The organism is Halobacillus sp. (assembly GCF_049282395.1).
In the GTDB taxonomy this organism is placed as follows: Bacteria; Bacillota; Bacilli; order Bacillales; family Halobacillaceae; genus Halobacillus.
Map to the genome: position 1 here is coordinate 38,501 of NZ_JBAPTY010000275.1, position 24,043 is coordinate 62,543.

The following is a 24,043-nucleotide window of genomic DNA, read 5'->3' on the forward strand; positions in this document are numbered from 1 at the left end:
AAAAAAGGTGAGTTATGCCACAGGGATAAGGATGGAGCTTGCTTTACAGGAGTTTTTTATGTAAATGCTTTTTGCTAGTTTATGATACAGCATTAAAAAAATGAGGGGGCAGGCCCCTCATTTAGGTTTGAGTTGTAGAAATGGATGATGCACTATCCTCATCAGGAGTTTGTTCTCCTTCTGTGTTATCTGCAGGATCTTCATCCGTATTTAGTTGCTCATCGTTTGGCTCATCAGATACTTCTGGTTCTTCTGTTGAGTCTTCGGCAGGAGTACTGTCATCTTCAGCAGAAGGTACTTCTGCTTCTTTCTCAGCCTCTGCTTCTTCTTTCACTTCTTCGCCGATCTTACTGGAAGGTTGTCCAAAAAAGCTTTCCGGATTTACAGGCTGACCATCATTTCGTAATTCGAAATGAACGTGCACGCCACTTGCCTGGCCGAAGGAATTCTGTCCAGCAGAACCTAACACATCACCTTGAGTAACTTCAGAACCAGCTTGGACTTTAATGTCAGCTAGACTAGCATAGACAGTTGATACGTCTTCATCATGTGTAATTTCAATGACATTGCCATAAAGCGGATCTTCTTTTACTTCTGTGACTTTTCCAGATAGAGCTGCTGTTACTTCAAAAGCTTCTCCATCTTCTCTCGTTATATCGACGCCTTCACTCTGATAGTACTTATTGTTGTATAGGACCAGTGCACTTTCTTGATCTTCCTGAGACGCATTGTAATCATAGAACTTAGTAACGATAGACGCGGCTTCTTCATCAACGACTGGCATTTGTAAGTTTTCGTTTTGCTCCATGACTGGAACTGAAGCCTCTCCGGAATCTTGAGTAGTGAACTCATCCTGGACTTCCGTTTCTGATTGATTAGCTAACTGGTTTTCTACTTCCTTACCACTTTGCTGATACCAGAACACCCCTACTAGAACTAATGCTGCTACTGACAAATACAAAGCTGGATACAACCATTTCTTGCGCATTAAGCGTTTAAACTTTAATTTAGTCACGCTTTTCTTTCCTTCCTCTCTCATGTTCATCACCTCAAAAATCATTCTGAACACTTCTGAGGAATTATATACATGTGGAGGAAATTTTTTCTTAAAAGTATTTACCATGTCAAGATAGAAATAAAGATCACATCGGTCGAATTAGTTTGTCCAAATTGCAAACCGCCCATCTTATGAAATGAAAAGCAGGACCCTTAGCTTAAGGTCCTGTCTTTATCATATTCCATCAGTTGACAGGCTTATCATTTCTGGATGTTAACAATGCCGTCTGTTTATTGATAGAAGATACTTCGGTATCGTGATAATAATGAGTCACTATGTCTTTATAACTGCTGCCGCTCTTAGCCATCCCATTTGCTCCATATTGACTCATTCCTACACCGTGGCCATATCCTTTCGTCGTGAAAATGACGTGGTCACCTTTTTGCTGCATAGAAAAATCGCTTGAAGGCAGCTCGAAGGTTTCCCTTATCTGTCGCCCTGAGAAGGTCTGATCCCCAACTTGAACCTTATCTACACGATTTCCCTCTGTCTTTGTCATGGTCATGTTTTGCACATTCCCTTTAAAATTTACCCCAAGGGCTGTTTGTACCTGAGTGATCGGAATAATTTTCTGATCTGCGAATTTAGGTGATTGTTGATCCCAGGGGCTTTCCACACTTTTCAAATAAGGAATCTCATTCTCCCAGTAGTCTTCTGCATTTTCAGTGTATCCATTGCTCGTTGAAAAGAAAGCGGCCGTTATCGGCTCCTGGTTATAAGTGATTATTTCTCCTGCTGTCTCGCTGACTGCTGTGTTAATTTTCTCCATATTGCTCGTATATTGATCGTGCCACTGAGCTCTCAGCTCTTCATCATTCTTATACACCTGGTGATTAACGGTGTCCGTCACATCAGCTTCCTGCGATACAGCCTCTTCTTCAAGCAAATGCCTAGTTATATAAGTTCGTGCTGCTAACGCCTGCGCTTTTAGTGCTTCCAGCTCAAACTCAGCAGGCATTTCAGATGCAACCACCCTTGCAACATAAGTTTCCAGTGGGACTTCTTCTATCTTCCCTGATTGGCTTCGTTCCACTCTGACCGCTATCGGAGAGAGGTCTTTTGGTGAATCAGCGGCTTTTTCAATCGGATTTGGAGTCTCCTGGACTTCATGTGAAGCACTGGAACCTGTAAAAGGCACCACAATTAGAGTGGGTAGTATAAGTATAGCCCCGAACAGGCCACCTGTTATGAAGAATGCCATCCAATTTTTTCTTTTCATTCTCACCCTCCTGATTACATTGTAGATCTCTCTACTAAAATGTATCCCTCAAACAAGGATGATAGAACCAAAAAAAAGCTTGGCTGTTTCAAAAAATAATGAAACAGCCAAGCTAAAAAGATATATACATTATAAGGTCGATAATGATTCGTTAGCTTCTTGTTCTTCAGAGTAAGATTCTTGTTCGTTAATTCTTTCTATATCAGCACCAAGTCCCGCAAGTTTGTTGGAGAAATCAACATATCCACGGTCCAGATGCTTAAGTTCTGTTACACGTGTATAACCATCGGCAACAAGACCAGCAAGAATAAGAGCTGCTCCCGCTCGTAAATCAGTCGCGGCTACTTCTGCTCCTTGTAAAGATGAAGGACCCTCCACAATAACGTTGCGGCCTTCAATCTTAAGATGAGCATTCATCCGGCGGAATTCTTCCACATGCATGAAACGATTTTCGAATACGGTTTCCGTAATCACGCTTGTGCCTTTGGCGTTTAACATTAATGCCATCATTTGAGACTGCATATCAGTAGGAAAACCTGGATGTGGCATTGTCTTAATGTCTGTGGCCTTCAGCTGTTCAGGACCAATAACTCGAAGTCCATCATCTTCCTCTTTAATGGTAACGCCCATTTCTTCCATTTTTGAAATAACAGAACGAAGGTGTTCACGAATAGCACCTTTAACTAATACATTACCTCCAGTAATAGCAGCTGCAACCATAAATGTTCCAGCTTCTACGCGGTCAGGGATAATGGTATGAGTCGCTCCTATAAGCTTGTCGACTCCTTCAATACGGATGGTCTCGGTACCGGCTCCAATAACCTTACCGCCCATTTTATTGAGATAATTGGCTAAATCTACAATTTCCGGTTCTTTTGCACAGTTTTCAAGGATGGTTGTTCCTTCAGCTAGAGCAGCAGCCATCATAACGTTTTCTGTAGCCCCTACACTTGGAACATCAAAGTAAACCTTGGCACCCTGCAGACGACCTTTAACTTCTGCCTCAATGTAACCATTTCCTACTGTAACTTCGGCACCCATAGCTTCAAAGCCTTTTAAGTGCTGATCAATAGGACGTGATCCAATCGCACAACCACCAGGCAGGGCAACCTTAGCATGGCCATACCGGGCCAAAAGTGGTCCCAACACGAGGACAGAAGCTCGCATTTTCCTCACATATTCTATTGGTGCTTCTGTTTCAAGATCTCCAGAAGCATCTACGGTAACTGTGTTCCCATCTACTTTAACATCAGCATTCATATGTCGAATCACTTCATTGATAGTCGTAACATCTGCTAAAGCAGGAACTTCGTGTAAAACACTTTTTCCTTCACTGGCAATTATACTTGCTGCGATGACAGGCAGTACGGCATTCTTGGCGCCTTCTGCTTTTACAGTGCCATTCAGCTGCCTCCCACCACGGACGATGATTTTTTCCAAATTTCATTCTCCTCCGCGTCCATATTCATTATTATTAATATTCAGCAGTAATAATGGGTGTGCCAATAGTGATGTTTGTCCGCCCGCCCAAAGTTCTTGTAGCGAACTGAACATTCATCTTTCCACCGGCTGTCGGGATTGCTTGTCCCCATTTTTCCGTATATCCGGAGCTGCTAGTCCAATCTTTTTCTGCAACTTGATCTAATGGTTTAATGTCGAATGTTTGTTTGAATTTTTTATACACTAAAACATCATCTATAATACCACTAGACTCCGCTTTAAGACAAGAGAAAATTAGGACGTTTTTCGAGAAATAACGTTTCTCGGTTTCTCGGATCCGATCTTTTACTTCTGGTGTCAAAGAAATTGTACCCTTACCAGCTATATAGTAAACCAATTCCGCCTTTTCATCTTTATTTTTCGGCAGAATAATACTATAACTTTCGTCAAATTCCTTATTAATAAGACCGTCTTTTAGAATGATTTTATTTGCGTTCTCTTGATCCTCATAAGATACTTCAGCAGTTCGATAGGATTCGGAAATCTTTTTTTCCAATAATAATGAATCTGATCTCGATATCGTCTCTTTGAGGGTGATCGACCATTCTTTGACGTCCAGCTGCTCATTCTCAGCAAATGCTGCAAAATTTTCAATAGGTGTCTTCGCAGTCAGTTCCTGTGAATAAGCACCTGTACATACCATAATCAATACTGTAATCCCTGCTAGTAAACTTTTCATTTTCTGATGCCTCCCCGAGCATAGACTTACTATAAGTCTGACCGGAGAAGACAACAATCATACTGGACATTTTCAGACAAACTATTCATTTAATAATAGTTTCATTGATTTCCGTTCAAAATAAGAAGACCAGACTATTAGACCATGCAATAAAATCAAGAAAAAATCGGCTGACCGTTGTTCCAATAGCAATGGTAATAAATATGATTAAAACTCTTGCTTCAAAGACACGTTGTTTCCTGAAAAACGCATCGAAATTGACCGACTGAAGGACTCTCCACGTTATGATAATGAAGATAATGTGTGAGGTCATACTAAGAATGGCTTCTTCAGCAAAATATTGATCCATACTAATCCCTCTCTTTCGTCACTACTTTTAGCAACATCATTCATCTACACAAAAATACCTTTTTATCCAATTGGCTAAACCCAAATATAACAGAAGGTGACAAAGAAAATATTTCTCTCACATTTCCCGGGCAATAATGACAAATATTTCTGCCAGATTGATTCATTACATAAACCGCCATACTTCTCTTTTATAATGACTTTACGAAAGATAAACGATAGGTTTACTTTCATATTTCTTTAATAAAAAAACTGCTCTCATTATGAAAGCAGTTTAGAAGTTATTCTCATAAACATCTAAGCGATTGATGGCTCGCTTAAGAGCCATTTCAGCCCGTTTGAAATCAATGTCGGCTTGTTTGTCCTGAAGACGTCTTTCAGCACGTTCTTTCGCCATTCGGGCACGGTCTATATCAATCTCAGTCGGCTTCTCAGCTGACTGGGCTAAAATCGTCACCTTATCCGGGCGGACTTCAAGAAATCCCCCATTAACAGCGATACGATCCGATTTGCCTTGCCCTTTTAAGCGAATTGCACTGATTGTGAGTGGAGCGACCATAGGAATATGACCTGCTAAAATTCCTAGCTCGCCCCCCTCCGCCTTACAACTAACCATTTCAAATGCATCTTCCAATACCGGGCCATCAGGAGTGACAACACTCACCGTTAGTGTGCTCATAAACATTTCCTCCTAGGCTGTTTAAACGATAAGGCGTTCAAGATAAACGCCTCATCACTTAGTAATAGGTTTATTGCATTTGTTTAGATTTTTCGACAACTTCTTCAATACGACCCACTAATCGGAAAGCATCCTCTGGAATGTCATCGTATTTTCCGTCAAGAATTTCTTTAAAGCCTTTAACTGTTTCAGAAACTTGTACATAAGAACCTTCTTGGCCAGTAAACTGTTCTGCAACGTGGAAGTTTTGTGATAAGAAGAACTGAACTCTACGGGCACGTGCCACAGTAAGTTTATCTTCATCCGATAACTCATCCATACCAAGAATAGCAATGATATCTTGCAGCTCTTTATATCGTTGCAGGGTACGTTGTACCTCACGTGCGACCGAGTAATGCTCCTCGCCTACGATCTCAGGGTCTAGCGCACGAGATGTAGAAGCAAGTGGGTCAACAGCTGGGTAAATACCTTGCTCGGACAATTTACGCTCAAGGTTTGTTGTGGCATCTAAGTGTGCGAAAGTAGTTGCAGGAGCAGGGTCCGTATAGTCATCGGCAGGTACATAAATAGCCTGGATGGAAGTTACTGAACCTTTATCTGTAGAGGTAATACGTTCTTGTAACTGACCCATTTCAGTAGCCAAGGTTGGCTGATAACCAACCGCTGAAGGCATCCGTCCTAGCAAGGCAGAAACCTCTAGCCCACCCTGGGTAAAGCGGAATATATTATCGATAAAGAACAGTACGTCTTGCCCTTGTTCATCACGGAAATATTCTGCCATAGTCAGGCCAGTTAGAGCCACACGCATACGAGCTCCTGGTGGTTCATTCATTTGACCGAACACCATGGCAGTCTTAGCGATTACTCCTGAATCTTTCATTTCAAAATAAAGGTCATTACCTTCACGCGTACGTTCACCAACACCCGCAAATACGGAAATACCACCGTGTTCTTGCGCAATATTGTTAATCAATTCTTGAATTAGAACCGTTTTCCCTACGCCGGCACCACCAAATAACCCGATTTTACCACCCTTTACATAAGGTGCTAACAGGTCAACAACTTTAATTCCGGTTTCTAGAATTTCTGTTTCTGTTGCTAAGTTTTCAAATACTGGTGCCTGACGGTGGATTGGATCACGACGGACATCATCGCTAAGAGGCTCATCTAAATCAATGTTCTCCCCTTCTACGTTAAACACTCTTCCTAGTGTAACTTCACCGACAGGTACTGAAATAGGGCTACCTGTATCTATAACAGGTGTTCCACGCATAACGCCTTCTGTAGAAGACATAGCAATTGTACGTACAGTGTTGTCACCCAAATGAAGGGCTACTTCTAATGTAAGGGCAACGCTTTTTTCATCTTCCGTCTGCGCTTCATAGCTGACATGCAATGCGTTATTGATATCTGGGAGCTGTCCTTCATCAAAAGTTACGTCGACAACTGGTCCCATAATTTGAGTTACGCGTCCTTTACTCATCGATTTCCCTCCTATCGTACTATTCAAATCAGGTATTACTATTCTAAGGCAGCTGCACCGCCCACAATTTCTGTAATTTCCTGAGTAATAGCAGCTTGTCGCGCACGGTTATAAGAAAGTGTCAGATCGTCGATTAAATCATCCGCATTATCTGTAGCACTCTTCATAGCCGTCATACGTGCTGCATGTTCACTGGCTTTTCCATCCAGTAAAGCTCCGTAAATTAAACTTTCAGCGTACTGTGGAAGTAGTACATCTAATATCTTATCTTCATCGGGCTCATATTCATAAGAGCTTGATGCCGATCTCTCTTCGTTTAATTCAGTTAGAGGGAGCACTTTTCTTTCTGTTACTTCTTGTGTGATCGCACTAACATAATGATTGTAATAGAGATACAGCTCATCAATTTCTTCATCCGTAAACAATTGTACCGTATCTTTAGCAATATCTTTAATATCAGCAAAATCAGGCTGATCTGCTAAGCCGGTGATGTCCATATCTACTGGCATATTACGTTTTCGGAAGAAATCACGTCCAACTCGGCCGATTGTTATGAGCTTATATTCGTCTGCTGAGGTATGTTTCGTACTAATTTGCTGATATACCTTACGCAGAATACTGCTATTGTAAGCACCGGCCAACCCACGATCTGAAGTAATGACCAAGTAACCTGTGGTCTTAACCTCACGGCTCTGAAGCATTGGATGTCGGCTGCTTGTACCAGCTGAGATATTTGCTACTACCTCTTGAATTTTTTCACTGTAAGGAACAAACGACTTAGCATTTTGCTCCGCTTTATTTAATTTAGAAGCTGACACCATTTCCATGGCTTTTGTAATCTGCTTCGTTTTTTTAGTTGAAGTTATCCGTCCTTTAATGTCTCTAAGGGATGCCACGCTGTTTCACCACCCTTTCCAGCTATGACTCAATTATTCAGAAACAACAAAAGTTTTTTTGAATTCTTCTACGGCTCCACTCATATCATCAGTTTCTGCCAATTTGCCAGTTTCACGAATTTGAGAAAGCAGTTCTTTACGATTATTGTCTAACCAACTGTGGAATTCAGATTCAAAACGAGTAACATCGTCTACTGGAATATCATCCAAGAATCCTTTTGTGAGTGCGTAAATAATCATAACTTGCTTTTCAACAGCTAGTGGCTGATGGAGTCCTTGTTTTAGAACTTCAACAGTACGCGCACCGCGGTTCAGTTTTGCTTGAGTAGATTTATCAAGGTCAGACCCAAACTGAGCGAAAGCTTCCAACTCACGATAAGACGCTAAGTCCAGACGTAAAGTTCCGGCAACTTTCTTCATTGCTTTAATTTGAGCAGAACCCCCTACACGGGAAACTGATAATCCTGCATTGATTGCTGGTCGTACACCTGAGAAGAACAAATCAGATTGCAAGAAGATCTGTCCATCAGTAATGGAAATAACGTTTGTTGGAATATAAGCAGAGATATCCCCCGCTTGAGTCTCAACAAATGGAAGCGCTGTTAGTGAACCTCCACCGTTTGCATCACTCAATTTAGCCGCACGTTCAAGTAAACGAGAGTGCAGGTAGAAGACATCACCAGGAAATGCTTCACGGCCCGGCGGACGGCGAAGTAGCAAGGACAGTTCGCGGTAAGCAGCAGCCTGTTTAGAAAGATCATCATATACCACCAGTACATGTTTACCGTTATACATGAATTCTTCCCCAAGAGATACACCTGCATATGGAGCAAGGTACAAGAGAGGAGCTGGTTGAGAAGCACTCGCTGTTACAACAATCGTGTAATCCAATGCACCATGACGACGTAGAGTTTCTACTGTACCTCTGACGGTTGATTCCTTCTGACCGATCGCTACATAAATACAGACCATGTCCTGATCATGCTGGTTTATAATCGCATCGATAGCTACTGATGTTTTACCTGTTTGACGGTCACCGATGATTAATTCCCGTTGGCCACGGCCAATTGGAACAAGTGCGTCAATTGCTTTAACACCTGTTTGAAGCGGCTCATCAACGGACTTACGATCCATAACACCAGGTGCTGGTGATTCAATCGGACGTGTTTTCGTAGTTTCAATTGGTCCTCTTCCATCTACAGGCTGTCCTAAAGGATTTACGACGCGGCCAAGCATTTCTTCCCCAACGGGTACTTGCATAATGCGACCTGTTCGGCGAACTTCGTCTCCTTCTTTAATATCTGTATATGGTCCTAGAATGACAAGACCAACATTACTTTCCTCTAAGTTCTGCGCCAATCCCATGACGCCATTAGAAAATTCAACCAACTCACCAGCCATGACATTGTCAAGGCCATGTGCACGTGCTATACCGTCACCTACTTCAATTACGGTCCCTACATCTTTGACTTCTATATCTGATTCATAGTTTTCAATCTGCTGTTTGATCAGTGCACTGATTTCTTCAGCTTTGATGCTCATGCCATTTCACCCCTATCATCTTTTATTCGAGACTAGTTCACGCTCTAAGCGGTTTAATTTACCACTAACGGAACCATCGAAAATACGATTTCCCACTCTTACTCGAATACCACCTAGTAAAGAAGGGTCCACGATATTCGTTATTATCAATGATTTTTTACTTACTTTTTTGGCAAAGGTATTAGAAATTTGTTGTTGCTCATTTTCAGACAACTCACGGGTAGAGTATACCGTGGCATCCGCAATTCCTTTTTTTTCATTTACCATCGTTATGAACTGGTGAATGAATTCAGGAATCGTTTCTTCTCTATGACGATCGACTAACAATTTCATTGTATTAATCAGTTCGTCCGAGATAGATTTAAAAGAGTCGCTAATGACTTGTTTTTTCTGATCCGATGTTATTCTGGGATGTTTCAGAAATGTATAGAAAGAAGCGTTGTTTTGAAGCACAGCACCAACGGTTTTAAGTTCAAGTTCAAATTGTTCTAGCTTCGACTGTTCTTGGGCGAGTTGAAAAAGAGCATTTGCATAACGCTTTGCAACAATTGTGTCACTCATCGTTCTTTCCCTGCTTCATCAATATATTGCTGAATTAATTCATTCTGATCTTGTTCAGAGAGTTCTTTTTCAATCACTTTAGACGCGATCATGACAGACATAGTAGCCACCTGATCTTTAAGCGACTGAATAGCTTTGTCTTTCTCTTGAACAATCTCTTCTTTTGCAGCATCTTTCATTCGTTCTGCCTCATTACGAGCAGAATTCACAATCGATTGTTCCTGCTGTTGAGCCGTTTTACGTGCATCTTCGATGATTTTTTGTGCATCCTGCCTAGTCTTTTTCAACTCTTCAGAAGCTTCACGCTGCATGCGCTGCGCTTCTTCACGGCTCTTTTCTGCCGTATTTATTTCATTAGAGATATAATCCTCGCGCTCTTTCATCATGTTCATAAAGGGTCCCCAAGCAAATTTCTTGAGTAATGCTAGTAGGACAAGAAATAGAATCAGTTGGACGATCATATCACCAAGATTCAGTCCGCCCTCTGCCCCTAGGATAAATACTCCTGTAAAGTTTTGCACCTTGCTCACTCCTTTCAACGGTCCCGAAATGGGCTATACATAACAAAAATTCGGCTTAAAATTTTTAAGTCGAAGTTTCTTAGTACTAAAAATGGGTTAATAATATTCTGTTAGAGAGAACCCAATGGCGAAAGTGAACACTCCGCCATTGACCGAATACTCTCACGATTATTATGACCCTAATACGATAAACGCAATAACGACACCGATAATCGGAAGTGCCTCAACTAGTGCTACACCAATAAACATTGTAGTTTGAAGTACACTACGTAGTTCTGGTTGACGTGCAATTCCCTCAACTGTTCTACCTACGATTAGACCGTTACCAATACCTGCACCTACGGCTGCAAGACCTACTGCAATTGCTGCTGCAATTAGATTCATCTAAAATTCCTCCTCAATGTATTTAAAAATTTATTGTATTAATTAATGGTCAGAACTCACTTTGTGAGACATGTAAACCATTGTCAACATGGTGAAAATAAATGCCTGGATAAAGCCTATAAATGTACTGAAAGCCTGCCACGCCAACATTGGGATGGCGCCTCCTAAAAACCCTAGAAAACCTGCTGATGCAATCCCAGCTAGAAGGCCAAGTAAAATTTCACCGGCATAAATGTTTCCGTAAAGTCGCAGACCTAACGTCAATGTGTTCGCAAACTCCTCAATAATCTTAAAAGGTAGAAGAAAAGGAAGCGGACGTATGAAGTCCTTTCCATATTCAGAGGTACCTCTTAGTTTCACCCCATAATAGTGGGTGAGTACTACGACCATAACAGCTAAGGTAATCGTGATTCCTGGGTCAGATGTAGGCGATTTCCACCATAAAACATTGCCTGGAGCCCAAATCGTCACAACACCTAACATATTGGAGACAAAGATATATGTGAAGAGAGTCAGCCCTAAAGGTAGAAATAGTTTTCCAACTTTCCAGTCCATGTTAGAACCAATAATGCCTTTCACAAAATCAATGAGCCACTCAATAAAGTTTTGAAAACCTTTTGGCCGACGCTCCAGCCCTCTCGTAGCTGCTATAGTAATGATTAGTACAATTGCGGATGCAATGAACATCATTAAAATATTTGAAAGATTAAAATCCAGCCAAGAAAGACCAAAAGCGTCATTCCACATCGGTGCTTCGTGATTCAATCTGTTCACCTCTCTTCCATCATGCTATTCTGTTGACTTATAAATAAGGTAATCTATAAAAATGACAAGGTAGGCTGTCATTAAGCCCAATACTACTGAAATAATGTGGAAATGTTCCTCGAATTGAAGAGCTACGACGGCAGCAAGTGCCCCTGTAGCTAAACGTGATAATGTACCGATGCTCGGTTTACGTTTTTTTGAAAATGGTTTTTCCGCGGAATGCTTACCTAATTTGTGGATTTTTCTTTGCATTGTCCAGAGGTTGTAAAAACTAAGAGTGGTTCCTAAAAGGAGACCTAGGAATATTGGTTCCCATGGTGAAAACCCCCACCCTATAACAAGTAATGCAAGAAGGTAAAACATCCATTTTCGCTGACGGGCCATCATCTGTTGGTAATGCTTCATGCTAATCGTCTCCCGTGTACGTCCGTACTAAATGAATGGTCCCATATGTACCTGCTCCTAATCCTAGAAAAATCCCCATAATTAAGAAGGTAGGCTCTGTGGAAAACTGACCGTCTATCCATTTCCCAAGATAAACACCGACAAGTGGTCCGCCGGCAAGCTGAGAAACGATAGCACTTGTTAATGCCATGGCTCGAAAAGGGGGGGTGGAATCTTTCATTTACAAGCCTCATTTCACAAGAATAAAAAAGTGTCAGAACCTTTGCAATTCCTTATGAAAACCTTATCATCCCACACTATGTAAGAATACATTAGGGGTTATGTGATGTCAATGAGTATGTGATTAAAAATACAAATGTATGACACTTTTCGATCACATTTTCGTCACATTTATGACAAAACTTACTTGTACCATTTTACCAGTTTTATACCAGAAATATATATGTTTTTTGTTATTTCTACAAAAACTTTCCACCTCAGGTCATCCATTTTATGGATGACCTGAGGTGGAAAGTACTGGTTCTTATGAAGATGTGAATTTTACTGGGAATGGATAGCTTTCTTTCTGGTCTTCATACTCGAGAGTAAAGACAGCTATATAAGCCCCTTCAAGATGATTCATATTCACTTTAAATTCACCTTGTACCATACCCGGCTGAGGGTCATCAAGTTCAAATAACCTCCCATGAGAGAGCATGGTACCGGCTCTGTATAGATCGACAGTGATTTTATCTACGGACTCCGTAAGATGGAAGCGATAAGTGTATCGCCTTGCATCCGCCCATTTAGATGATAATTCCAAACCGGACACTTTTTCATAATCAGACGTTCCAATCATGTAAAGATAAGGAACGTGGAAGTCGTGATCTTGATTTTTCAGTTTGATAAAGCCCTGATGAACTCCAGGTTTAAGAAAGGATTTCGTAAGATGGAGTCCAATCTCTACTTCCTTCGTTTCATTCGGTTCCAAATGGACAGTGGTCGGGATGTCCCACCTGCTCCCATTTTCACGAACCGGGACTTCAAGGTGTACTGTCTGACTCTCATTAGTCGGATTTGTAAGCTTCAATACTTCTTTTTTATTTAACAATGGTTGATCCACGCGCCCAAAAGCAAGCGAGCCAGGTTCGATTAACAGAGTTGGGTCGAATGATTCTTCTATATCAATAAAGCCCGTACCTTGTTCAGTAGGCGAATAAGGAAGATTATCTTTTTCAAGAATATCTGCTGAACTCATCATAGCCCTTTTTATTTGCTGAGGAGACCAATCCGGGTAAGCTTCTTTTAATAAAGCTGCAAGTCCTGCAACATGCGGAGCAGCCATACTCGTTCCTTGCAGTGCTGCATATCCTCCCGGTACCGTGCTTAAAATGTTTACACCCGGTGCTACCACATCTGGTTTTAATCCCCATGTAGTCGTTACGGGACCACGAGAACTGAAAGGAGCCATTCTATGATCAAGTGAAATTTCGGTAGTTTCCAGCCATTGATTCTGCTGAACTCCCTGTTGAATCAGCCACTCCCCATCTTTTTGGGATACAGCAGCGACCGGAATTGGAATGGAAAGGTTCTCTAACGAACCCTGAAATAAGCCTGGTTCATTATTGTATATAACCACACCGGCCGCACCAGCTTGATAAGCTTTAAAAGCTTTTTCCTGAAAAGGAATTACCCCACGTTCAAACAACACGATTTTTCCGGAAGCATCATTCAGTTCTTCTTCTCCTCTGCCAGCGTCCACTAAAGGATATTTTCTGGAAAGTTCCCATGGCTCTGACCCGAGCAGTACTTGAACAGGGATATGGCGATCGTCTCCAGGAATTCCAAATACCGGAGCTTTTGAAGGAAGTGCCGAAGCCCCTACGGTTATGGCCTTTGATGAAGTGGCAGGGGATCCTACAGTCCAAGCGTCCGGCCCCGAATTACCAGCTGCAACTATAACGGTCACGCCAAGCTCTACCGCTCTATTAACAGCATGTGTAGTGGGCCAGTCCGGACCGTTCACATCATTACCAAGTGAAAGATTGATCACATCCATTCCCTCTTTAACCGCTTCTTCCAGAGCAGCGATAACCTGCACCGAGGATCCAATCCCCCCTGGTCCTAATGCCCGATATGCGTATAACTCAGCATCTGGAGCTATCCCTTTCATTTTTCCATCAGCCGCAATGACACCCGCTACATGAGATCCATGCATGGTCGCGCCTTCCCCTTTCGTTTCCATGGGATCATTATCAAAATCTACGGTATCAAAACCACCTTTGTAGTTCTTTTGTAGATCCGGATGAGAATAGTCCACTCCTGTATCAATGACACCGACTTTTACCCCTTGACCTGTATAGGAAAGATGATATTGATCGCGGATTACTTGAGTAGAAAAGGTGCCCATTTCCTGTTGCAGACTTTTATAATTTACGACTGGATACTGATTCACTACCATATCCATACGAGCAAGTTTTTCAAGTTCTTGAGCCCTCCCTTTAACTGCCAGACCGTTAAAGATCGTGTCATACTGTGCCACAATCTCCAGCCGCGGAATTCTTGACTCAATTTGTTCTGCAAGAAGGGATGCGGACTCTTCCGTCTCAATAATAACGGTTACTTCATCTTTTCCATCCGGGGACTGAAAGCCTGTAAGAAGTAATAAAAGAATGAACAAGTGCAGCAAACGCATAGGCCAGTCTCCTTTTTAGTTAGTTTGTGATGGATAAGTACAGCTATGCATGAATGTGCCCAGACAATTTTTGTATAAAAAAAGACCAAACCCTTATGGATTTGATCTTTTAACCATTATTCAATTTCAAACGGTGCTGGCTTATCTTCACGATGATTAAAGAAATACCGGATCGCTTCAGCAATTCTGGCAGATGCTTTTCCATCCCCATATGGATTGGAAGCATGCGACATTTCTTTATGTTTTTCTTCATCAGACAGTAATTCATTTGCTAAATGGAAAATATGATCTTCTTCTGTACCGGCAAGCTTCAGCGTTCCTGCTTCAATTCCTTCCGGACGCTCAGTAGTGTCGCGAAGAACCAATACAGGAACTCCAAGTGAAGGTGCTTCTTCTTGGACGCCTCCTGAGTCAGTAAGGATTAAATGAGCTCTGGAAGCAAAGTTATGGAAATCAATCACATCAAGTGGATCAATTAATTTGATACGATCATCATTTCCCAGAATCTCATCAGCCGTTTCTTTAACGGCCGGATTCAGGTGTACAGGATAGATCACTTGAATATCATCATGTTCTTCCACTAAGCGCTTAATAGCTCGAAACATCTGTTTCATATTATTCCCAAGGTTTTCACGTCTATGAGCGGTCATCAGAACTAACCTTTTATCTCCAAGTTCATCAAGCACTTCTGAGGCATAATCGTCTTTAACGGTCGTTTGCAGCGCATCAATGGCTGTATTTCCTGTGACAAAAATCTGGTTGGTAGGCTTGTTTTCTGCAAGCAGATTATCCATGGATTTATTTGTCGGAGCAAAATGTAAATCCGCCATGACCCCAGTCAGCTGACGATTCATTTCCTCAGGGTAAGGAGAGTATTTATTCCATGTTCGAAGCCCTGCTTCTACGTGGCCAACAGGAATCTGGTTATAATAAGCCGCAAGTGAAGCCGCAAAAGTCGTAGTTGTATCCCCATGTACAAGAACCACATCAGGTTTTGTTTCTTTCATAACTTCATCAAGGCCTTCAAGGGCACGGGTCGTCACTTGTGCCAGGGTTTGACGCGCCTTCATAATATTTAAATCAAAATCGGGCTCAATACCAAAAATCGACATCACTTGATCCAGCATTTCTCTATGCTGCGCTGTTACCGTGACAATTGGTTCGAACTGGTCGGAACGATTTTTCAATTCCAGAACAAGCGGAGCCATTTTAATAGCTTCCGGTCTCGTCCCAAAAATGGTCATTACTTTTATGCGTTCTGCCATGAATGTACCTCCCTTAATGGAGCTTGAATAATTCTATTTATTTTGTACCATACAATCGGTCACCGGCATCTCCCAGACCTGGAACAATGTAGCCTTTTTCATTTAACTTCTCATCAAGAGCTGCGAGATAGATATCGACATCCGGGTGCTCTTCACGAACAGCATCTACACCTTCAGGCGCTGCAACGAGACACATTAAGCGAATTTGGCGGGCTCCTCTTTTCTTCAATGAATGGATAGCCTCATTGGCTGAGCCGCCTGTAGCAAGCATTGGGTCAATGACGATAAGTTCACGTTCTTCAATATCACTAGGAAGTTTGACATAATACTCTACCGGCTGCAGTGTTTCAGGGTCGCGATAAAGTCCGACATGTCCTATTTTAGCGGCAGGAATCAACTGAACAATTCCATCTACCATACCTAGACCGGCACGAAGAATGGGTACAAGTCCAATTTTCTTACCCGTCAGTACTTTAGCTTTTGCGTCGGATGTGACAGGGGTATCAATTTCAACCTCTTCAAGAGGCAGATCACGAGTAATTTCAAAAGCCATCAATGCGGCGACTTCGTCAACTAGTTCACGAAAATCCTTCGTCCCTGTTTCCTTTTTACGTATGTACGTCAGTTTGTGCTGAATTAACGGATGATCCAGTACATATACCTTTCCCATTGCCGATCACTCCTTCTCATAGTTTGCATCCTTTAAATTGTACTGAAAAACAAGATGAACTGCAACCCGATAAATATGAATTTGCCCGGTCCTCTCCATTCTTTCCTACTGGTATATCCTAAGACATAATAATAGCCGCCAGCACCAGGCTGACGGCTATCTTCTATTAAATAGAAGAATAATTTAAAGTTTGGTAAAGAGGGAAACGGGAAGTCAGCTCACGCACACGCTCTGCCGCTTCTTTCATTTTTTCTTCATTATCGTGATGCTCAAGAGTGAAAGCAATTAGGTCTGCTATTTCATCCATCTCGTTTTCTTTGAAACCGCGAGTTGTTACAGCAGCGGTTCCAATCCGGATTCCACTCGTTACAAATGGGCTTTCTGTGTCAAAAGGAATCGTATTTTTATTGGTTGTAATACCAATATCATCCAAGGCCTTTTCGATCACTTTTCCTGTAAGACCTTTCTTTTGCAGATTCAATAAAAGCAGATGATTATCCGTGCCGCCCGATACAATGTCGACACCTTTATCTACAAGTGATTCCCCTAGACGTTTAGCATTTGCAATGATCTGCTTGGAATAATCTTTAAACTCCGGTTGCAGCGCTTCTTTAAAGGAAACAGCTTTGGCAGCAATTATATGCATCAACGGACCACCCTGCATACCAGGAAACACATTCTTATCGATTTTTTTCGCGAACTCTTTTTGACAAAGAATCATACCGCCGCGTGGGCCGCGAAGGGTTTTATGAGTCGTAGTTGTAACGAAATGCGCATGCGGCACTGGGTTAGGGTGGAGACCGCAGGCAATCAGACCGGCAATATGCGCCATATCTACAAGAAGATAAGCTCCTACTTCATCCGCAATTTCACGGAATTTAGCAAAATCAATTTCACGTGGATAAGCACTCGCGCCGGCAACAATCAGCTTAGGCTGGACTTCTTTCGCTTTTTTCAATACGGCTTCATAGTTAATTCGTTCATCATTTTCTTCAACGCCATATTCTTCAAAGTTGTACAGCTTGCCACTGAAGTTTACAGAACTTCCGTGTGTAAGATGTCCTCCGTGATTTAGATTCATTCCAAGTACGGTATCTCCGTGATCAAGAACGGTAAAATAAACAGCCATGTTGGCTTGGGCACCGGAATGAGGCTGGACGTTGGCATGATCCGCACCAAAAAGCTCTTTCGCACGGTCACGAGCCAGGTTTTCTACGACGTCGACATGCTCACAGCCTCCATAGTAACGACGGCCAGGATATCCTTCCGCATATTTATTAGTCATAACGGAACCCATTGTTTCCATCACAGCCTCGGAAACAAAGTTTTCAGAAGCTATTAACTCAATATTATTCTGTTGACGATCTCTTTCATCCTGAATAGCTGCAAATACCTCTGCGTCTGTTGATTTCACTTGATTCATAGTAAACCGTTCCCCTTTCCATTCCTATTCGTCACATGAACCTTCTTCTTCTATCCTTTCATAAACAGCCCGGACTCCTCCGATTAAAGGAGGCCGCGTTTTGGCAGCCGTAATGTGGGCGGATCCAATCGTTTTCTGCTCAATACGCACCGGGACGGCCACCCGCTTCAAATGCATTCCAATTAAAGTATCCCCTATATCAAGTCCTCCATCGGCCTGGATGGTTTCTACCAGGACCGGGTCATCCATATGTTTAAAGGCATAAGAAGCCATAGAACCACCGGCTTTAGGTACCGGAATGGCTGAGACCTCTGTCAACCTCTCTTTCTCAAAAACAGAGCGATCCACAACGATCGACCGATTTAAATGCTCGCAGCATTGGAAAGCTACATGAATATTCGCCTGATCTTCCATCTTTTTAAGTTCACGGAACATAACTTCTGCCATAGACTCGTTTCCGGAAGTGCCAATCCGCTCGCCAGCTACCTCGCTAGTCGAACATCCTACCACAAATATACCATCTTTAATGGATCCCGTTTGCAAAAGTTGTTCCACTACAGTCCTGGTATCATCCTGGATGGTTTGGACATCTATCACGCCTGCCCCTCCTTATCGTTTTATTTCTAAAAAAGGAGAAGCCTGGATGCTCCTCCTTTAGTTATCAGCTTCCGCATTATTTAGCTTCCACTTATCTGCTTTCATTGTATTATTTATTCTCATATTCGGCAATCTTAGTTACACGGTTTTGGTGACGGCCGCCTTCAAATTCTGTCGTAACCCACGTTTTCGCAATCTCTTTAGCAAGGCCAGGACCAATGACGCGCTCGCCCATGCAAAGAACATTTGAATCGTTATGTTCTCGTGTAACCTTTGCTGTAAAAAGATCATGCACAAGAGCAGCACGTACTCCTTTTACTTTATTTGCAGAAATGGACATTCCGATTCCAGTTCCGCAAATAAGAATAGCTTTATCAAACTCTCCGTCAGCTACTCGTTCAGCTGCTGGAATACCATAGTCAGGGTAATCTACGGACCCTTCACAGTTACAGCCAATATCTTCAAAATCAATTTGAAGTTCAGTCAAAACATCAGCTACTTCCTGTCGAAGATTTACACCACCATGGTCTGAAGCAAGAATTACTTTCATAGCTCCTACACTCCCGTCTTCTTAAATGTCAATCCTATCGTGACAGTTTACTGAGCTGCTGTCAATTGAACAAAAGGATTATGGGACATAAAAAAATAGAGCCGTTTTTCCGGCTCTATTGTTAAAATCAGAATGTTTTACTAATAGTGAGATTTATTGTTGACTAAAAGTCGTTAGGAGTTGCAATTCCGCTTGAGCCATAAATTTATTAGACAGCAGCTAACAGGTGAAAAACGATCTATCCTATGTAATTCGATACCATTTCAAACCTACATCATGGATATACGTTATTCAGAGGTACCGTTCAGTCTTTTAACGAGAAGTTCAATATACTTATCTAATTCGTCCCGCGTCGTTCTATAGGCATCCAAATTCCCACCAAAAGGATCGATAATGTTAATATCAGGGATGCTGTTTTCTATTTCTTCAATCTGTTTAATCTCGGATTTTAAATCAGTCAGGAGCTTTTCTTCCATTTCTTCATCACTTAAATTTGCCGTATGACTCAATATGGAAGAACGTTTCTCTTCAAATTTAGTGTACAGCTCTTTCAGCTTCTGCCACTGATTTTCGTCAATGAGTACATATTCTTTTAGAGTAAAGTATTTATCCTGATAATCCGGATATTGAATGGCCAGAGTTTGTTTGTGACGATCCGTCATAGTTAACACAAGATCAGCCCACTCTAACAACTCTGCCGTTACTGAACTTGTTTTGTGATCTATGTCAAACTTCCATTCTCTCAGAACAAGCTCTGTATTTTTGGACATCGGCTCTCCTTCACCGGCAAATATACCGGCTGAACGTGCCTCAATAGTTGAGAGCTTTGCTTTTAAGAGAGCTTCGGCCATAGGGCTTCGGCAAGTATTGCCTGTACAAACAAATAATATATTCATAGCCAATTCTCCTAACCGTTTATCGCTTTACTCCATAATATCATACGTACAAGAGGTAGTTAAAATTTTTGTCAGAAAATGGCATGCAAGCCGAGCGCGCAGAGAATACTTCCTCCGAGTAATTCACTATACACCCCAAGAAGACCACTGGCCCGCCGTCCAATAACAAAACCCGCCCAAGTAAGCAGCATACTGAACAGACCAAAGGAAAAAATAGAAACAAAAACCTCCGATTCACGAAGTCCTAAGCTGAAGCCAACTGGAAAACTATCAATACTCACACTAAGCGCAAAAAGCCACATTCCCGCTCCCGCCAGGGTATAAGCCGCATTATGCTTGTCCGTGAATGATGCAAAAACGGTATAGCTTCCCAGACAGAAAAGCAATAAACCTCCTCCGACAGCCGCCCACTCACTAGCACTGCTTGAAAGCCATTGTCCCAGGGCCATGCCAAATCCAGGCATAAACATGTGGAAAATACCCACAACAATCCCTGCAAAGAATGCGTGTTTTAAACGTACCGCTTGAAGTCCCATTCCTAGTGAAACAGAGAAAGCATCCAAACCTAAGGCTAACGAAAGCAAAACCAACCCCGTAACTTGTTCCAAATATGAGCCCTCCCCGGACATGCTATTTCATCGTATGCGGGAAGCAGACTCTATATGTCAGGGCTGTTCGATGATCTTAACGGAGGCTTTTGTTAATCGATTCATAACGGCCGCCCCTACGCCATAATTTGGAAAATATTCGCACAGAATAAGGTCAATATCTGACTTTTTATATTCACGCAGCACCTCGTAAAGTCGGTTAGCTACTTCCGTAAGGTTCTCTCTGGATCCACACGGAAGAACGGATTCATGATGAAGTTTTTCAGCCAGTTCATTGCTTGCAATTACCCCAATCCGGTAACCCTCTTCTTGTAATTCATGCAGCTGGTTCCTAAAGAACTCATCCTCCCCCTTTATTAACCACAATGGAGATTCAGGGGCATAATGTGTGTACTTCATCCCTGGAGAAACCGGGGGAGTGTCTTTCCCGGATAAGGCGGGATCAATTTTCACTTCAGGCAAAACCTCTTCAAGATCCTCTTTAGTTATACCACCCGGGCGAAGGATAGCAGGAATGTCAGATGTACAATCCAGTACCGTTGATTCTACTCCTACCCCTGTCGGTCCTCCGTCCAGTATTCCTGCAATGCGTCCTTCTAAATCCTGACGAACATGTTCTGCCTTTGTAGGACTCGGGCGCCCTGAACGATTCGCACTCGGTGCAGCCAAAGGCAGCTCTGCAGCCTTCAGCAAAGCTAAAGCTAATGCATGATCCGGCATGCGAATAGCCACCGTTTTTAGGCCTGCTGTTACATTTTTCGAGGCTGTTCCATTGCTTTCTAAAATTAAAGTAAGTGGCCCTGGCCAGAATCTTTCCATAAGATTACGAGCTACCTGAGGAATATGAGTAACGAGATCCTCTACTTCTCTTATGCTTGCCACGTGCACGATTAAAGGGTTATCAGATGGACGCCCCTTAGCTTCAAAGATCCTTTGAACGGCACTTTCATTCGTAGCATCTGCTCCAAGCCCATAGACTGTCTCTGTAGGAAAAGCAACCACTTGTTGTTCTCTCAATAAGTACGCCGCTTCTTGTATGGAAACATCTGATTCCTTTGGTTGTTCAGAGGGTTTCCACAACTTCGTTATCATACCCATTTCTAATACTCCTTTTTCTTCGACAATTAACTTGTTATAGTAGTATCTATTCTACAAGTTTCCACAAATTCAGACATTATACACAGGTTGTCCTCAAGTTATCCACAAAGATACCCACATATCCAAAGAAACCGTTAGTAATTTTTACAATACAAAAAATAAAATCCACAGGTTATCCACTGAAATAGACACATGTGTGCATAAGTATCCCACTTATACACAGTTAGTTGTGATTAACTCGATATATCCACAAGCACATTTCGACATCTTGCCGTTCAAAACGCTGATGCTGCAGGATATGATCAAGGGCTCCCGAATGACTGTCCACATGAATTTCATCCATCTTCTGTGCCTGCGCATAATACTGAATCAATTCAAAAACACCCAGAATCTGACTGGGAGAAACCTGGGAAACTACTTGCAGCTGCTCTAATTTGAATGCCCCATTCCCCTGAGCACTCAAATGAAAATGTCCAATCTTACGCTTTCCTTCTTTTAAATAGTAGAGTTTCTCGTCCATTTTTTCAATATACACGAATCATCCACACCCCTTTTCTTTTACATTATGAAAAAGGGTGTGGATGATATGCTAGGAAAATAGTTTATCCCAAAGGTTGACCACAAAGAATTTCACTTCTTTTTCATCCTCTGCAGGTTCAGCTTCTATTTTATCTGAATTTTTGTCCTCAGCTTGTGCTACACTTGTGCCATTGGAGAAGTCAAGAAAACATAGAGGCGGAAATAATACGCACCACCAATTATCTCCCGTCCCTTGCCCCAGTGTGATTAAAATGGCTTCATATTCACCGGCCGGGTACATATATGTACCATACAATTTAGCAGGAAACGTAACGGAATCGTTATAATCTACTTCAAAAGAGTAGTTTATATCTTCTTTCTCGAGGGTTTCTGCTACTACTTTTTCAATCTCAGGAAGACGATTTTGAATCATATCTCTGGCTTCTTCAATGGAAGTTAAATCTTTTACCCACCTGTTAATTTCCTGATTTACTTCATCCCGTACAAGTCGCTTGATCTGCTGATCCTTTTGCTCATTGCTGTCCGCTAGTATGCGAAGACGAATCGCTTCGTCAGGAATGACTTGATATTGTTTCCACTCAGCACCGGTGCTTTGCCCCCAAGGTAATACGACAATTATAATTAATAATGCCAGTAATAAGCGTACAGTGTTTTTCATTTAGGTAAGTCCTCCCTGTCCCTCTGTTAGTTGCTAGTATAGGCAGAGGTGGAAGAATTTAAACCTATCAATCTATGAACCTGTTCTCTCTAAGCTGAAGGGGGGGGGACTGTTAACGTATTCTTTGAATTGGAACCTTAGCGCTAGGGCAATCTTATGATTAGGGCGTACAGAAATCCGGAGAACTATTCGCTTTTTAGAAGCCCTAAGCGTGGATTTTCTAACAATAACGAACTATTTCCTCATTAGATACTTCCACATTTATTTAAAGATCAGTTGGAGACACAGCTGGCAAACACCATTCTGTCTTTTTTATTGATGTCTTTACGAATCTCTATCGTGTACTCAGGAAGGCTATCTTGAATTATTTTTTTTACTGCATCCCCTTGTAGATATCCAATTTCAAAAGCGATTAAAGAAGGACGATGATTCGAATCCTTAATCTGTTTCACAATCGTATCGTAAGCTGCCAGTCCTTCCCGATCTGCAAATAAGGCAAGAGCCGGGTCAAAATTCACTACCGTGTCATCCATCAAATCCTTATCTACATGCGCAATGTATGGCGGATTGGAAACCACAATATCGACCGGAATATCCTTGAACGGTGCATAAAAATCGCCTTGAATAAACTGAATATCCGCTCCAAGCTTTTGAGCATTGCCGGATGCGGTTTGCAGTGCTTCCTCAGAAATATCGCTTGCATAGACATCTGCTTTGTTCAGTTCAAGCGCCAGTGTTATAGCTATAATACCGCTCCCTGTACCTATATCCGCTATTTGAGGCTCGTCCTTATTAGAGCTTTCCACCCATTTCAAGATCCCTTCTACCAGTTCTTCCGTTTCAGTGCGAGGAACTAAAACATTTGAATTCACTGAAAAACTTCTGCCATAAAAGTCAGCCTCTCCTATAATATGCTGGACAGGCATGCCAGTTTCAGCGTGAACCCGAACACTCTCCACGAAGACCTCACGTTTACTTTCCGGAAAAGGGTCTTTTTCATAAGCTAATAACTGTGCGAAAGACAT

General features: G+C 42.1%; 27 protein-coding genes. All 27 read right to left on the reverse strand.

From position 1 onward, the window contains the following. Window positions 1-121: 121 nt before the first annotated feature. On the reverse strand, window positions 122-1,015 hold the full coding sequence (locus WAM07_RS11640) for a peptidoglycan DD-metalloendopeptidase family protein (protein ID WP_422167035.1): 894 nt from the start codon (window positions 1,013-1,015) through the stop codon (window positions 122-124). A 226-nt stretch (window positions 1,016-1,241) separates the two neighbouring features. Continuing rightward, the gene (spoIID, locus tag WAM07_RS11645) at window positions 1,242-2,276 is read right to left on the reverse strand and encodes a stage II sporulation protein D (protein WP_422167037.1); all 1,035 of its coding nucleotides are present in this window, start codon (window positions 2,274-2,276) and stop codon (window positions 1,242-1,244) included. 129 nt (window positions 2,277-2,405) lie between these two features. Then, a complete protein-coding gene (gene murA / locus WAM07_RS11650) occupies window positions 2,406-3,716 on the reverse strand; it encodes a UDP-N-acetylglucosamine 1-carboxyvinyltransferase (protein WP_422167039.1) in 1,311 nt (436 codons plus the stop codon). 34 nt (window positions 3,717-3,750) lie between these two features. Continuing rightward, complete coding sequence (locus WAM07_RS11655) at window positions 3,751-4,455, reverse strand: YwmB family TATA-box binding protein (protein ID WP_422167040.1); 705 nt, start codon at window positions 4,453-4,455, stop codon at window positions 3,751-3,753. A gap of 115 nt (window positions 4,456-4,570) precedes the next feature. Beyond that, the gene (locus WAM07_RS11660; protein WP_422167042.1) at window positions 4,571-4,804 is read right to left on the reverse strand and encodes a DUF1146 family protein; all 234 of its coding nucleotides are present in this window, start codon (window positions 4,802-4,804) and stop codon (window positions 4,571-4,573) included. 273 nt (window positions 4,805-5,077) lie between these two features. Further along, window positions 5,078-5,482 (reverse strand): F0F1 ATP synthase subunit epsilon, encoded by a 405-nt coding sequence (locus tag WAM07_RS11665; protein WP_422167044.1) that lies wholly within the window; start codon window positions 5,480-5,482, stop codon window positions 5,078-5,080. Window positions 5,483-5,552: 70 nt separating this feature from the next. Next, entirely contained in the window at window positions 5,553-6,965 is a 1,413-nt protein-coding gene (gene atpD / locus WAM07_RS11670) for a F0F1 ATP synthase subunit beta (protein ID WP_422167046.1), read from the reverse strand. Window positions 6,966-7,003: 38 nt separating this feature from the next. Continuing rightward, the gene (locus WAM07_RS11675; protein ID WP_422167048.1) at window positions 7,004-7,861 is read right to left on the reverse strand and encodes a F0F1 ATP synthase subunit gamma; all 858 of its coding nucleotides are present in this window, start codon (window positions 7,859-7,861) and stop codon (window positions 7,004-7,006) included. 33 nt (window positions 7,862-7,894) lie between these two features. Then, complete coding sequence (gene atpA, locus WAM07_RS11680) at window positions 7,895-9,403, reverse strand: F0F1 ATP synthase subunit alpha (RefSeq protein WP_422167049.1); 1,509 nt, start codon at window positions 9,401-9,403, stop codon at window positions 7,895-7,897. A gap of 15 nt (window positions 9,404-9,418) precedes the next feature. Beyond that, window positions 9,419-9,964, reverse strand: a complete 546-nt coding sequence (locus tag WAM07_RS11685) for a F0F1 ATP synthase subunit delta (RefSeq protein ID WP_422167051.1) — start codon at window positions 9,962-9,964, stop codon at window positions 9,419-9,421. Next, a complete protein-coding gene (locus tag WAM07_RS11690) occupies window positions 9,961-10,485 on the reverse strand; it encodes a F0F1 ATP synthase subunit B (protein WP_422167053.1) in 525 nt (174 codons plus the stop codon). Before WAM07_RS11690 ends, WAM07_RS11685 begins: the two co-directional genes overlap by 4 nt. Window positions 10,486-10,656: 171 nt before the next feature. Further along, window positions 10,657-10,869 (reverse strand): F0F1 ATP synthase subunit C, encoded by a 213-nt coding sequence (gene atpE, locus WAM07_RS11695; protein ID WP_422167055.1) that lies wholly within the window; start codon window positions 10,867-10,869, stop codon window positions 10,657-10,659. 42 nt (window positions 10,870-10,911) lie between these two features. After that, a complete protein-coding gene (gene atpB / locus WAM07_RS11700) occupies window positions 10,912-11,634 on the reverse strand; it encodes a F0F1 ATP synthase subunit A (protein ID WP_422167056.1) in 723 nt (240 codons plus the stop codon). Window positions 11,635-11,658: 24 nt separating this feature from the next. Beyond that, window positions 11,659-12,039, reverse strand: coding sequence for an ATP synthase subunit I (locus WAM07_RS11705; RefSeq protein ID WP_422167058.1), 381 nt, complete (start codon window positions 12,037-12,039; stop codon window positions 11,659-11,661). Between the two features lies 1 nt (window position 12,040). Further along, on the reverse strand, window positions 12,041-12,259 hold the full coding sequence (locus tag WAM07_RS11710; RefSeq protein ID WP_422167060.1) for an AtpZ/AtpI family protein: 219 nt from the start codon (window positions 12,257-12,259) through the stop codon (window positions 12,041-12,043). A gap of 303 nt (window positions 12,260-12,562) precedes the next feature. Beyond that, the gene (locus WAM07_RS11715) at window positions 12,563-14,713 is read right to left on the reverse strand and encodes a S8 family serine peptidase (protein ID WP_422167062.1); all 2,151 of its coding nucleotides are present in this window, start codon (window positions 14,711-14,713) and stop codon (window positions 12,563-12,565) included. Between the two features lie 116 nt (window positions 14,714-14,829). Further along, entirely contained in the window at window positions 14,830-15,978 is a 1,149-nt protein-coding gene (wecB, locus tag WAM07_RS11720; protein WP_422167064.1) for a non-hydrolyzing UDP-N-acetylglucosamine 2-epimerase, read from the reverse strand. A 37-nt stretch (window positions 15,979-16,015) separates the two neighbouring features. Beyond that, window positions 16,016-16,648, reverse strand: a complete 633-nt coding sequence (upp, locus tag WAM07_RS11725; protein WP_089751315.1) for a uracil phosphoribosyltransferase — start codon at window positions 16,646-16,648, stop codon at window positions 16,016-16,018. A 166-nt stretch (window positions 16,649-16,814) separates the two neighbouring features. Further along, window positions 16,815-18,071 (reverse strand): serine hydroxymethyltransferase, encoded by a 1,257-nt coding sequence (glyA, locus tag WAM07_RS11730; RefSeq protein WP_422167066.1) that lies wholly within the window; start codon window positions 18,069-18,071, stop codon window positions 16,815-16,817. Window positions 18,072-18,095: 24 nt separating this feature from the next. Then, window positions 18,096-18,668 (reverse strand): TIGR01440 family protein, encoded by a 573-nt coding sequence (locus WAM07_RS11735; protein WP_422167068.1) that lies wholly within the window; start codon window positions 18,666-18,668, stop codon window positions 18,096-18,098. A gap of 109 nt (window positions 18,669-18,777) precedes the next feature. Continuing rightward, complete coding sequence (gene rpiB, locus WAM07_RS11740) at window positions 18,778-19,218, reverse strand: ribose 5-phosphate isomerase B (protein WP_422167070.1); 441 nt, start codon at window positions 19,216-19,218, stop codon at window positions 18,778-18,780. A gap of 287 nt (window positions 19,219-19,505) precedes the next feature. Next, the gene (locus WAM07_RS11745; protein WP_422167072.1) at window positions 19,506-20,114 is read right to left on the reverse strand and encodes a low molecular weight protein arginine phosphatase; all 609 of its coding nucleotides are present in this window, start codon (window positions 20,112-20,114) and stop codon (window positions 19,506-19,508) included. A gap of 71 nt (window positions 20,115-20,185) precedes the next feature. Then, window positions 20,186-20,722, reverse strand: a complete 537-nt coding sequence (locus WAM07_RS11750; protein WP_422167073.1) for a manganese efflux pump MntP family protein — start codon at window positions 20,720-20,722, stop codon at window positions 20,186-20,188. 57 nt (window positions 20,723-20,779) lie between these two features. Further along, window positions 20,780-21,820 (reverse strand): L-threonylcarbamoyladenylate synthase, encoded by a 1,041-nt coding sequence (locus WAM07_RS11755; protein ID WP_422167075.1) that lies wholly within the window; start codon window positions 21,818-21,820, stop codon window positions 20,780-20,782. A gap of 223 nt (window positions 21,821-22,043) precedes the next feature. Then, the gene (locus tag WAM07_RS11760) at window positions 22,044-22,355 is read right to left on the reverse strand and encodes a hypothetical protein (RefSeq protein WP_422167077.1); all 312 of its coding nucleotides are present in this window, start codon (window positions 22,353-22,355) and stop codon (window positions 22,044-22,046) included. A 54-nt stretch (window positions 22,356-22,409) separates the two neighbouring features. Continuing rightward, a complete protein-coding gene (gene spoIIR, locus WAM07_RS11765) occupies window positions 22,410-23,018 on the reverse strand; it encodes a stage II sporulation protein R (protein WP_422167078.1) in 609 nt (202 codons plus the stop codon). A gap of 272 nt (window positions 23,019-23,290) precedes the next feature. Further along, the coding region (gene prmC / locus WAM07_RS11770; RefSeq protein WP_422167080.1) for a peptide chain release factor N(5)-glutamine methyltransferase at window positions 23,291-24,043 on the reverse strand (753 nt) is incomplete at its 5' end.